The sequence below is a fragment of the Stenotrophomonas sp. KH_052 genome, assembly GCF_057838755.1.
The window spans coordinates 3,335,544-3,348,556 of record NZ_CM174475.1; the positions used below are offsets into that span (position 1 = coordinate 3,335,544).

The window sequence follows — 13,013 nt, forward strand, 5'->3', positions numbered from 1 at the left end:
GATGATCAGGCTAGGGCGTAGCCGATGCGGCAGTCGTGAACAGGCCGCGTGCACGGCGTGAATCAGCGCGGGCGGAAACGCAGAAGGGCCACCGCAAAGGCCAGGAACACGCTGCCCACCAGCCGCTCGAACCAGCGCCGCGCGAAGGGTTTGGCCAACCATCGGCGCAGGCCATGGCCACCGGCGGCATACATCACGTACCAGAACAACTCGCAGGCAGCGAAGGTGGCAACCAGCACGCTGTACTGCAGCGCCTGGCCACGCGACGGGTCGACGAACTGCGGCAGGAACGCCGCAGCGAACAGCAGCAGCTTGGGATTGCTCAGGCCCACCAGAAGGCCACCACGGAACACCTTCCACGCGCCCAGCGACGCCGCAATCGGCAGCGCGGCATCGACCGTCACCGGTGGTGCCGGCCGGCAACTGTCACGCCATGCCTTCAGGCCCAGCCAGGCCAGATAGGCCACGCCAAGATAGCGCAGCACCTCAAACAGCATCGGCGAGGAATGCAGCAGCGCACTCAGGCCTGCTGCGGAGGCCGCCAGCACCAGCAGCATCGCCAGCAGGCAGCCAGCCATCGCCGGCACGCTGCCGCGAAAGCCGAGCCCGACGCTGCGACCGAGGATATGCAGCATGTTCGGCCCCGGCGTACCACACAGAACGAACACCGTGGCGAGGAACCACCACCAGGTATGCAGGGCCATATCGGACATCCACTTCAGAAGATCCCACCAGCATAGAGTGCGCCGGCCTGGCGCGGCACACACAGCGCAGCATGGATGCGGTGGTTACAGAGGCAGGCTCAGGCCGCGAGCGCGTCGCGCCGTAACAGTACCTGGTCGATCAAGCCCCATTCGCATGCCTGCTCGGCACTCATGAAACGATCGCGGTCCAGGGTCTGCTCGACCTCCTCGACACTGCGTCCGCAATGCTGCGCATACAGCCGGGTGATGCGCTGCTTGGTGCGCTGCATTTCCTCGGCGTGGATGAAGATGTCCGACGCCTGGCCCTGCACCCCGCCCAGCGGCTGGTGCACATGCAGACTGGCATTGGCCAACGCCGCGCGGTGACCGGGCTCGCCGGCCATCAACAGGAACGAACCCATCGACCGCGCGGTGCCCATGCACAGCGTATGCACCGGGGCCGCGATGTATTGCATGGTGTCGTACATCGCCAGGCCGCTGGAGATCACCCCACCCGGCGAGTTGATGTACAGATGGATCGGCTTCTCCGGGTTTTCCGATTCCAGGAACAGCAGCTGCGCGCAGACCAGCGCCGACACAGTGTCATCGACTTCGCCGTTGAGAAAGATGATGCGCTCACGCAGGAGCCGCGAGTAGATGTCATAGGAGCGCTCACCGCGCTCGCTGCGTTCCACCACCATCGGTATCAGCTGCATTCTGTCCCGCATGTGCCTGCTCCCTGTAGCGTTCGATCCAGGCGCCGCCTCAGGCCGCGCGCATCATGGTGCGATGATCGTCGTTGGCGGCCAACGGCAGCAGCGCGCGCAGGTCGGTGAGCCGATGCACGATGGTCAGCACCGTCCCTCCACCGTCATCCGCGCGCAGCCGGAAACACACCAGGCTGTGCAGATGCGGGGGCTGCGCATCGCGCAGGTGGAACCCCAGCTCCCGCCCCTCCTCGCACAGGCAAGGCTGCGGATCGGCAAGATCGGCCGCCGGCAACCAGCGCTCACGCAGCGCCGGATCGAACAGTGCGCGCCAGACCCGTTCCGGTGGCGCTGGCAGCCACTGCTCCATCACCAACGCGGGAGCCGCTTCGTGCAGAACATCGTCCATCAGTCCATCTCCTTCAGCAGATCCTGCAAGGCATCCATCCGCGCGGGCCAGTAGGCCCGGTAGCGCTGCAGCCAGTTGCCGATGTGCGCCAGCCCGCGCGGATCGACCTCGTAGTGGACGAAGCGGCCCTGGCGCTGTTCGCTCACCAGCCCGGCATCGCGCAGCACCGCCAGGTGCTGGGACATCGCAGACTGACTGATCGCCATGCCCTCGCGCAGCGCGCTGGCATGCTGCCCGCCCCCGGCCAGCTTTTCGAAGATGTGGCGGCGGGTGGGGTCGGCCAGCGCCTTGAACAGAGCGTTCTCGATCATGACCAACACATTAGCAACTACTAATGTGTAGTGCAACTCCCGCATCGGCTGTGCTGCAATGACGGCTCCCCGGCATGGAGCTGTGCATGAAGACCCTTGGCCTGATCGGCGGCATGAGCTGGGAAAGCTCGGCTCAGTATTACCGGCTCATCAACGAGGACGTGCGGCAGCGCCTCGGTGGCGCACATTCGGCGCAGCTGCTGCTGTGGTCGGTGGACTTCGCCGACATCAAGCAGCTGCAGCATGAAGGCGACTGGAATGCGCTGGGCGACCATATGGCCGACGCTGCACGGCGCCTGCAGGCCGGTGGCGCCGATCTGCTGTTGATCTGCACCAACACCATGCACAAGCTGGCCGACCGCATCGAGGCGGTCTGCCCACTGCCGCTGCTGCATATCGCCGACCCCACCGCTCAGGCCATCGTGCAGTCGGGCATGCGCAGGGTGGGCCTGCTCGGCACCGCCTTCACCATGGAACAGGACTTCTACCGCGGCCGGCTGCAGGATCGCTTCGGCCTGGAGGTACTGGTCCCAGATGCCGATGATCGTCGCAGCGTGCACGACATCATCTACCAGGAACTGATCGCCGGCGTGGTCAGTGATCGCTCGCGACAGGTCTATGTCGACGTGATCGCACGCCTGGTCGAACGCGGTGCCGAAGCGATCATCCTCGGCTGCACCGAGATCATGCTGCTGGTGCGCGACGAGGACAGCGCAGTGCCGCTGTTCGACACCACCACCCTGCATGCGCGGGCCGCGGTGGACGCGGCACTGGCCTGATCCTGCCTGCGATGCAGCGCGGAATCAGTCCGCGCCCTGCACTTCCAGCGCGGTGATCAGCCACTCGACCACCGCCTGTGAATCGCACAGGAAGAAGATGGCATCGCCGGAGCGCGCCTCGGTAAGCAGGCGATAGACCGTGATCGCCACCGCTGACTGGTTGGCGATGAACACTTCCGGGCTGCGCGGCCCCTCGCTGTGGCCGGCAACCGCGTGCAGCGCCTTGCGTGCGGCCACGGTGGCAGCCGGGTCCGCGCTGCGGGTCAGTTCCGGCCCGCGCAGGCCCCAGGCAATGAACACATGCTTGCCCTTGAACGTGGTGTCCAGGACTCGCACCTCGGCGCCACCTGCGTCGGCCGAGCGATGAATGACGGTACTGCTGATCAACGCAACCCCCTGTGGTCGTCGTGGTCCGCGCATCGTCCTCCACGCGCCGGCCGCATGCCAGTGACAACAGCCACAGGCTGTGCCGACCGGCGTGGGAGACATGTAAGAGGGTGTAAACCGATGCGATCGGATGTGCAGCGATGATACGGGATGTAAGCCCCTGCATGGGCTCGTGCGCACTACTAAATCCCCACTGAGCCATCGCCGGAACGATCCGTTCCGGCAGCCCCGGCCTGGGCCATTCTTGCCGCCCGTTCCCCACCCGAGACTCCCCATGACCCATCGCCTGCTGCTGCCGATCGCCGGTACCGCCCTTGCCCTGTTGTTGGCCGCTACTGCCGTGGCCGCCCAGGACTACGACGCCGATCACATTCCCGTGCTGCGCTGCGAATCCCAGTTCAACAAGACCCAGCAGTGCCCGATCGAGGGCCGCATGCGCCTGGCAAAGCAGCTCTCGGTCACCCGCTGCGTCGAGGACAGGAACTGGGGCCAGAGCCGTCGCATGCTGTGGGTGACCGACGGCTGCCGCGCCGAGTTCGTCGCCGACGGCTATGGGCGCGGACGCTGGCCGGGCCGCGGCCGGAACCGTGACGATGATGGTGAGCGCCTGGTCTGCGAGTCCTACGAAAAGAAGGACAAGGAATGCCGTATCCGTGTGCGCCACGAGGTGCGCCTGGTCAAGCAGAAATCGGTAACGGCCTGCATCGAGGACCGCAACTGGGGCTGGGACCGCCGCGGTGTGTGGGTCAGCGACGGCTGCCGGGCCGAGTTCCGGGTGTATTGACTGCCGAACACGCTCTGGCTGCAACGAGTAGGCGTGCGTGCAAGGCGGAGCCGATAGACTATGGCCCGCATGGCAGGGAGCACGACATGGAACGATGGTATCTGGCGACACTGCTGGCGTTGATCCTGCATCAGATCGACGCTGCGTTCTGGCAGGAATGGGCCATGTTCCATGTCCCCGGTGGCATCCAGGGCTTCCTGCTGTTCAACCTGTTCGCTGTCGGCGCTGTGCTTTGGGGTTATCGCCAGATCCTGCTGGGCACATCCACGGCACGCGGCTATGCACTGGTGTGTGGCGCGCTCGGCATTGGCACGGCACTGGTCCACCTGGCGTTTGCCCTGCTCGGCCGCAATGAATTCGATCTGCCGCTGTCGATCGCCATCCTGCTCGCCTGCTTTATGTCGGGTGGCGGCCTGTTGCTGAAGCTGCGCCCGCGATGAACCGGACTTCCCACTTCCCACACCTGCGTGACGGCAGCATCCAGGACGCCAATGCCTTGATCGCGCTCGACAGCGTGGCGGCCATCGATCCAGGCCGGGCCCTGCAGATCGGCGACTGGCTGGCACGCGGCGGCGTGCAGGTTGCCGAGCAGAACGGCAGGGCCGTCGGCTACCTGGTCATTCATCACCACTTCTTCGGCGAAGCCTTCATCGAAATGCTGATGGTGGCGCACGCACAGCGCGGCCAAGGCATCGGTACCGCACTGCTGCGCCAGGCCATCGCACTGCATGGCCGGCGCAAACTGTTCACCTCGACCAATGCCTCCAACATCGGCATGCAGCGCCTGCTGGATGCCAGTGGCTTCATCGACAGCGGCATCGTGCACGGATTGGACGAAGGCGACCCGGAACTGATCTATCGCTTCGCAGGCGCATGAGCCGGACACATCGCACGCACAAAAAAGCCCACGCATCGCTGCGCAGGCTTCTTGATTCATCACAGTGGTCGGGACGGCCGGATTCGAACCGACGACCCTCTGCCCCCCAGGCAGATGCGCTACCAGGCTGCGCTACGCCCCGACTGATGCTGCGATGTGCCCGCCAGTGCGGCGGGCCGTGAAGTATAGCGGATTACAAGGGAAATGGGGTCAGCGACGCAGCAACTGCAGCACTTCTTCCAGCTCCATGCGCACCTGCTTGATGATCTGGTTGCTCAGCGCCGATTCCTCGCGGGCATCGGGGCCATCCAGACGCAGGCGTGCACCACCGATGGTGTAGCCCTGTTCGTACAGCAGGCTGCGGATCTGCCGCACCATCAGCACGTCGTGGCGCTGGTAGTAGCGGCGGTTGCCTCGGCGCTTGGCCGGCTCAAGGCTGGGAAACTCGGTTTCCCAGTAGCGCAGGACGTGCGGCTTGACGTCGCACAGCTCGCTGACCTCACCGATGGTGAAGTAGCGCTTGGCCGGGATCGGCGGTAGTTCGCGGTTACTGCCCGGATCCAGCATAAGCTTCCACCCTCTCCTTGAGCTTCTGGCCCGGACGGAAGGTGACCACCGTACGGGCGGAAATCGGAATTTCCTCGCCGGTCTTGGGGTTGCGACCCGGGCGCTGGTTCTTGCGCCGCAGATCGAAATTGCCGAAGCCCGACAGCTTCACCTGACGTCCCTGTTCCAATGCTTCACGCAGCACATCGAAAAACGCGTCGACGAATTCCTTGGCTTCCCGCTTGTTCAGACCGACTTCGTCGAACAGCTTTTCCGCCATCTCCGCCTTGGTCAATGCCATTGCCTGCTACCCCCGAGTGCTGCCCGCTCAGCCGCGGATCCGGGCGTGGTGTTCACGCTCGATGGCAGTGACCGCCTCGGCCACTACCGCATCCACGTCGCGGTCCGTCAGAGTGCGCGACTTGTCCTGCAAAATCAAGCCCATAGCGAGACTCTTGAATCCCGGCTCGACGCCCTGCCCGACATAGCGGTCGAACAGGTTCAGGTCGCGCAGCAGTGGACCGGCAGCCTGGCGGACAGTCGCCGCCAGCTCGGCCCAGGCCACCTGCTCAGGCACCAGGAACGCCAGGTCGCGGCGCACTGCGGGGAAGCGCGACAGCTCGCCGGCACGCGGCAGGCGGCGGGCGGACAGCGGCTCCAGGTCCAGTTCAAAGGCATAGACGTCGGCTTCGATGTCCATCGCCTTGGCCAGGCGCGGGTGGATCTGGCCGATCCAGCCGATCGCCACGCCGTCGCGGAACACCTCGGCCGAACGCGCCGGGTGACCGTAGGCACGGTCCGAGGGGCGGAACTCCAGGACCGCGCCACTGGCGGCGGCCAGCGATTCCAGGTCGCCCTTCAGGTCATGGAAATCGGCCTTGCGGGTCGGCAGGCCCCACTGCACCGCCTGCGCTTCACCGCAGACCGCAGCGGCCACGCGCGGGGTTTCCAACGGTGCCGGCTGGCCATCACCAACCTGCTGGGCGAACACGCGGCCGATCTCGAACAGGCGCACGCGACCCAGCTGGCGGGCTGCGTTGCGACCGAGCGTGGCGACCAGGCCCGGCAGCAGCGACGGACGCATCACCGCCAGTTCGGCCGACAGCGGGTTGGCCAGCGGCACCAGGTTGTCGCGCAGCTGCCACTGGGTCAGCAGCGCATCGTCGACGAAGGCGAAGTTGACGGTTTCCTGCTGGTCACGGGCGACCAGCTGGCGACGCACGCTCAGCGTGTCCAGCTGGGTCTCGCTCGGCATCGCCACGCGCGAGGCACCGCCCGGCAGCGTGGTCGGAATCTGCTCGTAGCCGTGGATGCGGGCCAACTCTTCGATCAGGTCTTCTTCGATGGCGATGTCGAAGCGGCGGCTCGGCGCCGTGACCTGCCAGCCGTCGGCGGTGGCAACCACGTCCATGCCCAGCGCGCGCAGGATGCGTTCGACTTCGGCATCTTCGATGGTGATGCCGAGCACGCGGGTGATGCGGGCGCGGCGCAGCACGATGGTTGCCGGCTGCGGCAAGTCAGCCTCACGCACGGCCTCGGTGACCGGCGCCGGGGTACCGCCGGCCAGGTCCAGCACCAGGCGGGTGGCGTACTCGATGGCGGTACGCGGCAGTGCCGGGTCGACACCGCGCTCGAAGCGGTGGCCGGCATCGGTGTGCAGGCCCAGCTTGCGGCCACGGCCCATGATCGCGGCCGGCGCGAAGTGCGCGGCCTCCAGGAACACAGCGGTGGTGGTATCGGTGACTCGAGTGTCGAAGCCGCCCATCAGGCCGGCCAGACCGACCGCACGATCGGCGTCGGTGATCACCAGGAAGCTGTCGTCCAGCGCAGCATCGCGGCCGTCCAGCAACTTCAGGGTCTCGCCGGCGCGCGAACGGCGCACGGCGATGCTGCCCTGCAGAGTACCGAGGTCATAGGCGTGCATCGGCTGGCCCAGCTCCAGCATCACGTACTGGGTGATGTCGACCAGCAGCGAGACCGGGCGCACACCACTGCGGCGCAGGCGCTCGGCCATCCACAGCGGCGTCTTGGCGGCGGCGTTGACGCCCTCGATGACACGACCGAGGTAGCGCGGCGCCTCAGCGCCGGCATCGAGCTGGATCGCCAGCTCTCGGCTGCCGACGGCGGGAATCGCCTCGGCGGTGAAATCCAGCACGTCGCTGCGGGTGGCTGCGGCGACGTCGTAGGCGATACCGCGCAGGCTGAAGCAGTCGGCGCGGTTCGGGGTCAGCTTGATCTCGATGCTGGCGTCCGGCAGGCCCAGGTACTCGACCAGGGTCTGGCCGACCGGGGCGTCGTCCGGCAGCTCCAGCAAGCCGGAGGCATCGTTGTCCAGGCCCAGCTCCTTGGCCGAGCACAGCATGCCATTGGACTCCACGCCGCGCAGCTTGGCCGGCTTGATCTTCAGCTCACCGATCTGCGCACCGACCATCGCCAACGGCGCGACCAGGCCCGGGCGTGCGTTCGGTGCACCGCAGACGATCTGCAGCAGCTCGCCCTGCCCGGCATCGACCCTGCACACCTGCAGGCGGTCGGCTTCCGGGTGGCGCACCGCTTCGACGATGCGTGCAACGACCACGTGATCAAGGCCTTCGCCCAGCGCGGTCACTTCTTCCACTTCCAGGCCGATGGCCGTCAGCACCGCGCTCAGTTCTTCGCGCGATGCAGTGGTCGGGACGTGGCTGCGCAGCCAGTTTTCGGAGAATTTCATGGTGTCACCCTGGTGGGCCCGGCGCATGCGCCTGGGCCTGCGTTGTTGAGTCCGCCGGGCATGGCCCGGCGCTACCTGGTGGTTTACGCGAACTGTTTCAGGAAGCGCACGTCGTTCTCGAAGAACGCGCGCAGGTCGTTGACGCCATAGCGCAGCATCGCGAAGCGCTCCACGCCCATGCCGAAGGCAAAGCCGGTGTAGCGCTCCGGATCGATGCCGACGTTACGCAGCACGTTCGGATGGACCATGCCGCAGCCGAGCACTTCCAGCCAGCGGGTGCTGCCATCGGGCTGCTGCCAGGCGATGTCCACTTCCGCGCCGGGTTCAACGAACGGGAAGTAGCTGGGGCGGAAACGCATTTCGAAATCGCGCTCGAAGAACGCGCGCACGAACTCGGCCAGCGTGCCCTTCAGGTCGGCGAAGGTCGAATGCTCATCGACCAGCAGGCCTTCCACCTGGTGGAACATCGGCGAATGGGTCTGGTCGCTGTCGCTGCGGTACACCTTGCCGGCGGCAATCATGCGCAGCGGCGGCGCGTGGTCGCCCATGTAGCGCACCTGCACACCGGAGGTGTGCGTGCGCAGCAGACGGCCGTCGCCGAAGTAGAAGGTGTCGTGCATGGCGCGCGCCGGGTGGTGCGGCGGGAAGTTCAGCGCCTCGAAGTTGTGCCAGTCATCCTCAATCTCCGGCCCTTCCGACAGCTCGTAGCCCAGCCGGCCGAAGATGCCGGTGATGCGCTCAAGGGTGCGGGTGATCGGATGCAGGCCAGCGCGCTCGGCGCTGCGGCCCGGCAGGGTGATGTCGATCGATTCGGCGGCCAGGCGCGCGTCCAGTGCGGCGTCTTCCAATACCGCCTTACGCTCGCCCAGCGCGTGACTCAGCGCGTCGCGGGCCTGGTTGATGGCTTCACCGGCAGCCTTGCGCTCGTCAGCCGGCAACGCGCCGAGCTGCTTGAGCTGCGAAGTGATGCTGCCGCTCTTGCCAAGCAGGGCCACGCGCAGCTGTTCCAGCACGTCGGGGCTCTGTGCGGCGGCCACATCGGCCAGCGCCTGGGTGGTGAGGGATTGGATGTCGCTCATGGGGGGCCGGAACTCCAGTCGATCTGCCATCGCGATGCGCGAAGGGCCGACCCCTGTCGCCACCGCCGTCCCCGCGCTGCCGCTGTGGCCACGCCGGGACCCAAAAAAGAATGGGGAAGGACTTGCGCCCTTCCCCATGCATTGCCTTGACCTGACACCGTTCCGAGGAACGGTTACGGCATCGGGAAGGACTTATGCCGCCAGCGCGCCCTTGGCCTTTTCGGCCAGTGCGGTAAAGCCGGCTGCGTCGTGCACGGCGATGTCAGCCAGGACCTTGCGATCCAGGGTGATGCCGGCCTTCAGCAGACCGTTCATGAAGCGGCTGTAGCTCAGGCCATTGATGCGGGCAGCCGCATTGATGCGGGTGATCCACAGCGAACGGAAGTTGCGCTTCTTCTGCTTACGGCCGATGTAGGCGTACTGCTGTGCCTTGATGACCGCCTGCTTGGCAACGCGGAAGACCTTGCGACGGGCGTTGTAATAGCCCTTGGCGAGATCCAGAATTTTCTTGTGGCGGCGACGCGCCTGTACGCCACGCTTAACTCGTGCCATTTTTCAGTTCCTCAGAGGTAAGGGAGCATGCGGTCCAGACGGCCGGCGTCTTCTGCACGGACATGGCCCGTCTGACGCAGATTACGCTTACGCTTGGTCGCTTTCTTCGTGAGGATGTGGCTACGGTTGGCGTGGCCGCACTTGTACTTGCCCGAGGCGGTCTTGCGGAAACGCTTGGCCGCTGCCCGGTTGGTCTTGATCTTGGGCATTGCAATGTCCTTGATGGGATATGACCCTGGTTTCTGACTGATCTGGCGGCGGCCTGGGCCGCTCTTTCCATCCTGCCATGATCGGCGTACGACCCGTCCTGGGTGGGTCGAGCCGGGCATGATACAGGCAAATCGGGACCATCACCAGCCCCTGCTGCCCTTTTCACGCCCGTCTTCACATCGCCGGCGGCCGTGCCGCCCGCACAAAGGCAAAGGACGCCAGCGGCGTCCTTTCACCTTTCCATTCAGCCGCCAGGCGCCCCGGAAGGCAGCCCGTCAGGCCTCAGGTCTTCTTCTTCGGCGCGATCATCATCACCATCTGACGCCCTTCCAGGCGCGGACGGGATTCAATGACGATGTCCTCGCCCAGATCGGTCTCGATCCGGTTGGCCATTTCGCGACCCAGTTCCTGGTGGCTCATTTCACGGCCACGGAAACGGATGTTGACCTTGATCTTGTCGCCTTCTTCAAGGAAACCGCGCATCTTGCGCAGCTTGATCTGGTAGTCGCCCTCGTCCGTGACCGGACGGAACTTCACTTCCTTGATCTCGACCTGCTTGGTCTTCTTCTTGGCCTCGCTGGCCTTCTTCTGCGCTTCGAACTTGAACTTGCCGAAGTCCATGATCTTGCAGACCGGCGGGTCGGCCTGCGGCTGGATCTCGACCAGGTCCAGGCCTTCATCTTCGGCCATGGACAACGCTTCGTCACGCGTCAACACGCCGATCATTTCTCCGTCGCTGCCGATCACGCGGACGCGCGGCACACGGATTTCCTGATTCTTGCGGTTCTGTTTGTTGTCAGGGGTACTGATATTGCGATCTCCCAAGGGTGTCGAACCCGGCCCGGGCGCCAATGCGCACGGGCCGGACCTTTGCTTACGCGCCCTCGGCCTGGAGCCGCTCGATGAAGGCCTGGAGGCTCATGCTGCCGAGATCTTCGCCAGAACGCGTACGCACCGCCACAGCGCCGTTTTCCTTCTCGCGGTCACCAATGACCAGCAGGTACGGCACGCGCTGCAGCGTGTGCTCGCGAATCTTATAGCCGATCTTCTCGTTACGCAAATCCGCGCTGACGCGGAAGCCTTGATCCGCAAGGGTTTTGGTCACGTCCGAGACGTATTCAGCCTGGGCGTCGGTGATATTGGCCACCACCACCTGGGTCGGAGCCAGCCAGGCCGGGAACTGGCCGGCATGGTGCTCGATCAGGATGCCCAGGAAGCGCTCCATCGAGCCGACGATGGCCCGGTGCAGCATGACCGGGTGCTTCTTCTGGCTGTTCTCGTCCACGTACTCGGCGCCGAGGCGGCCCGGCATCATGAAGTCGACCTGCATCGTGCCCAGCTGCCAGGTACGGCCGATGGCGTCCTTCAGGTGGTACTCGATCTTCGGGCCATAGAAAGCGCCCTCGCCCGGCAGCTCCTGCCACTCCACGCCGTTGCTGGACAGGGCCGAGCGCAGCGCGCCCTCGGCCTTGTCCCAGGTTGCGTCATCGCCCAGGCGCGATTCCGGGCGCAGCGCGATCTTGACCTGGATCTCATCGAAGCCGAAGTGCTGGTAAACCGCCAGCGCCTGCTGGTGGAACGCGGTCACTTCCGCCTCGACCTGGTTCTCGGTGCAGAACACGTGGCCGTCGTCCTGGGTGAAGCCACGCACGCGCAGGATGCCGTGCAGCGCGCCGGACGGCTCGTTGCGGTGGCAGGCACCGAACTCACCGTAACGGATCGGCAGATCGCGGTAGCTGTGCAGGCCCTGATTGAACACCTGCACGTGGCCGGGGCAGTTCATCGGCTTGAGCGCATAGGTACGCTTCTCCGATTCGGTGAAGAACATCGCGTCCTGGTAGTTGTCCCAGTGACCGGATTTCTGCCACAGGCTCACGTCCAGGATCTGCGGGCAGCGCACTTCGCCGTAGCCGGTCTTGCGGTAGACCTTGCGCATGTACTGCTCGACCACCTGCCACAGCGCCCAGCCCTTCGGGTGCCAGAACACCAGGCCCGGTGCCTCTTCCTGCAGGTGGAACAGGTCCTGCTGCTTGCCGATGCGGCGGTGATCGCGCATTTCCGCTTCTTCGATGCGCTTGATGTACGCCTCGAGCTGCTTCTTGTCGGCCCAGGCAGTGCCGTAGATGCGCTGCAGCTGTTCGTTCTGCGCGTCACCACGCCAGTAGGCACCAGAGATGCGGGTCAGCTTGAAGGCCTTCAGGAAGCGCGTGTTCGGCACGTGCGGGCCACGGCACATGTCCACGTACTCCTGGTGGTAGTACATGCCCATGGCCTGGATGTCGTCGGACATGTCCTCGATCAGGCGCAGCTTGTAGTCCTCGCCACGGGCCTTGAAGATCTCGATCACTTCGGCGCGCGGCGTCACCTTCTTGATGACGTCGTAGTCCTGGGCGATCAGCTCGCCCATGCGCTTCTCGATCGCCGCCATGTCTTCCGGGGTGAACGGGCGCTCGGAGTAGATGTCGTAGTAGAAGCCCTCGGCAATCACCGGGCCGATCACCATCTTCACGTCCGGGTACAGCTGCTTGACCGCATGGCCAACCAGATGGGCGCTGGAGTGGCGGATGATCTCCACGCCCTCCTCGTCCTTGGCAGTGATGATGCGCAGGCTGGCATCGTGGTCGATGACGTCGCTGGCATCGACCAGCACGCCATCGACCGAACCGGCGATGGTGGCCTTGGCCAGGCCGGCACCGATCGACTGGGCAACGTCCATGACGCTGACGGGGTTTTCGAATTCGCGGCGGCTGCCGTCGGGAAGAGTAATGTTGATCATCGCAGTGGCTTCGTGCGGGGCCCGCGCGGGCGGGCTGGAAAGCGGTTCCGGGCCAGCGCCCGGGCAATAAAAAAGCGCCGCGAGGGCGCCGGGAACTCGGGCCTTCGGGGGCAGGTCAACAGTGGGCGGTGGTAGTGCTCATGTCGCACGCTCGGCCGGCGCTGGGCGCGGGCCACCTTGTTCCAGTGAGGATTCAACAATGA

The 13,013-nt window shown here is 65.4% G+C and carries 17 protein-coding genes and 1 tRNA gene; 4 read left to right on the plus strand and 14 right to left on the minus strand.

Annotated elements, in window-relative coordinates; genetic code table 11:
- Positions 1-62: 62 nt before the first annotated feature.
- From AC3ITW_RS15430 to AC3ITW_RS15445, 4 genes are all read right to left on the minus strand, one after another.
- The gene (locus AC3ITW_RS15430; protein ID WP_100435040.1) at positions 63-704 is read right to left on the minus strand and encodes a LysE family translocator; all 642 of its coding nucleotides are present in this window, start codon (positions 702-704) and stop codon (positions 63-65) included.
- A 98-nt stretch (positions 705-802) separates the two neighbouring features.
- Entirely contained in the window at positions 803-1,411 is a 609-nt protein-coding gene (locus AC3ITW_RS15435) for an ATP-dependent Clp protease proteolytic subunit (protein WP_100469069.1), read from the minus strand.
- A gap of 37 nt (positions 1,412-1,448) precedes the next feature.
- Positions 1,449-1,799, minus strand: coding sequence for an SRPBCC family protein (locus AC3ITW_RS15440; protein WP_006380558.1), 351 nt, complete (start codon positions 1,797-1,799; stop codon positions 1,449-1,451).
- Complete coding sequence (locus AC3ITW_RS15445; RefSeq protein ID WP_012511690.1) at positions 1,799-2,110, minus strand: ArsR/SmtB family transcription factor; 312 nt, start codon at positions 2,108-2,110, stop codon at positions 1,799-1,801. Before AC3ITW_RS15445 ends, AC3ITW_RS15440 begins: the two co-directional genes overlap by 1 nt.
- 86 nt (positions 2,111-2,196) lie before the next feature.
- Here AC3ITW_RS15445 and AC3ITW_RS15450 point away from each other — a divergent pair, with 86 nt between their 5' ends.
- On the plus strand, positions 2,197-2,889 hold the full coding sequence (locus AC3ITW_RS15450) for an aspartate/glutamate racemase family protein (RefSeq protein ID WP_006380560.1): 693 nt from the start codon (positions 2,197-2,199) through the stop codon (positions 2,887-2,889).
- A gap of 24 nt (positions 2,890-2,913) precedes the next feature.
- Here AC3ITW_RS15450 and AC3ITW_RS15455 read toward each other — a convergent pair whose 3' ends face one another.
- Entirely contained in the window at positions 2,914-3,309 is a 396-nt protein-coding gene (locus tag AC3ITW_RS15455) for a hypothetical protein (RefSeq protein ID WP_012511691.1), read from the minus strand.
- A 241-nt stretch (positions 3,310-3,550) separates the two neighbouring features.
- On the opposite strand from AC3ITW_RS15455, the gene AC3ITW_RS15460 reads away from it, so the two are divergent.
- The 3 genes from AC3ITW_RS15460 (at position 3,551) to AC3ITW_RS15470 (ending at position 4,937) form a co-directional block, all read left to right on the plus strand.
- Positions 3,551-4,060: a DUF3011 domain-containing protein gene (locus AC3ITW_RS15460; protein ID WP_197584978.1), complete on the plus strand. Its 510-nt coding sequence runs from the start codon at positions 3,551-3,553 to the stop codon at positions 4,058-4,060.
- An 86-nt stretch (positions 4,061-4,146) separates the two neighbouring features.
- Complete coding sequence (locus AC3ITW_RS15465; RefSeq protein WP_006380564.1) at positions 4,147-4,500, plus strand: DUF6713 family protein; 354 nt, start codon at positions 4,147-4,149, stop codon at positions 4,498-4,500.
- Positions 4,497-4,937 carry a GNAT family N-acetyltransferase gene (locus AC3ITW_RS15470; RefSeq protein ID WP_006380566.1) on the plus strand — a complete coding sequence of 147 codons (441 nt, stop codon included), beginning with the start codon at positions 4,497-4,499 and terminating at the stop codon, positions 4,935-4,937. The genes AC3ITW_RS15465 and AC3ITW_RS15470 overlap by 4 nt, the downstream gene beginning before the upstream one ends.
- A gap of 65 nt (positions 4,938-5,002) precedes the next feature.
- On the opposite strand, the gene AC3ITW_RS15475 is transcribed toward AC3ITW_RS15470, so the two are convergent.
- The 9 genes from AC3ITW_RS15475 to thrS all read right to left on the minus strand — a co-directional run bounded on the left by AC3ITW_RS15475 (position 5,003) and on the right by thrS (position 12,810).
- Positions 5,003-5,079, minus strand: a tRNA-Pro gene (locus tag AC3ITW_RS15475).
- A gap of 68 nt (positions 5,080-5,147) precedes the next feature.
- Positions 5,148-5,504, minus strand: a complete 357-nt coding sequence (locus AC3ITW_RS15480; RefSeq protein ID WP_005410431.1) for a MerR family transcriptional regulator — start codon at positions 5,502-5,504, stop codon at positions 5,148-5,150.
- Positions 5,485-5,784 (minus strand): integration host factor subunit alpha, encoded by a 300-nt coding sequence (locus AC3ITW_RS15485; RefSeq protein WP_005410432.1) that lies wholly within the window; start codon positions 5,782-5,784, stop codon positions 5,485-5,487. Before AC3ITW_RS15485 ends, AC3ITW_RS15480 begins: the two co-directional genes overlap by 20 nt.
- Positions 5,785-5,811: 27 nt before the next feature.
- The gene (gene pheT, locus AC3ITW_RS15490) at positions 5,812-8,193 is read right to left on the minus strand and encodes a phenylalanine--tRNA ligase subunit beta (protein WP_489389704.1); all 2,382 of its coding nucleotides are present in this window, start codon (positions 8,191-8,193) and stop codon (positions 5,812-5,814) included.
- Between the two features lie 83 nt (positions 8,194-8,276).
- Positions 8,277-9,272, minus strand: a complete 996-nt coding sequence (locus AC3ITW_RS15495; protein WP_012511694.1) for a phenylalanine--tRNA ligase subunit alpha — start codon at positions 9,270-9,272, stop codon at positions 8,277-8,279.
- A gap of 192 nt (positions 9,273-9,464) precedes the next feature.
- The gene (gene rplT, locus AC3ITW_RS15500; RefSeq protein WP_006380762.1) at positions 9,465-9,824 is read right to left on the minus strand and encodes a 50S ribosomal protein L20; all 360 of its coding nucleotides are present in this window, start codon (positions 9,822-9,824) and stop codon (positions 9,465-9,467) included.
- 11 nt (positions 9,825-9,835) lie between these two features.
- Positions 9,836-10,033, minus strand: coding sequence for a 50S ribosomal protein L35 (gene rpmI, locus AC3ITW_RS15505; protein ID WP_005410436.1), 198 nt, complete (start codon positions 10,031-10,033; stop codon positions 9,836-9,838).
- Between the two features lie 283 nt (positions 10,034-10,316).
- Positions 10,317-10,859 carry a translation initiation factor IF-3 gene (infC, locus tag AC3ITW_RS15510; protein ID WP_006380763.1) on the minus strand — a complete coding sequence of 181 codons (543 nt, stop codon included), beginning with the start codon at positions 10,857-10,859 and terminating at the stop codon, positions 10,317-10,319.
- Positions 10,860-10,908: 49 nt separating this feature from the next.
- Positions 10,909-12,810 carry a threonine--tRNA ligase gene (gene thrS / locus AC3ITW_RS15515; protein ID WP_012511695.1) on the minus strand — a complete coding sequence of 634 codons (1,902 nt, stop codon included), beginning with the start codon at positions 12,808-12,810 and terminating at the stop codon, positions 10,909-10,911.
- Positions 12,811-13,013 lie beyond the last annotated feature (203 nt).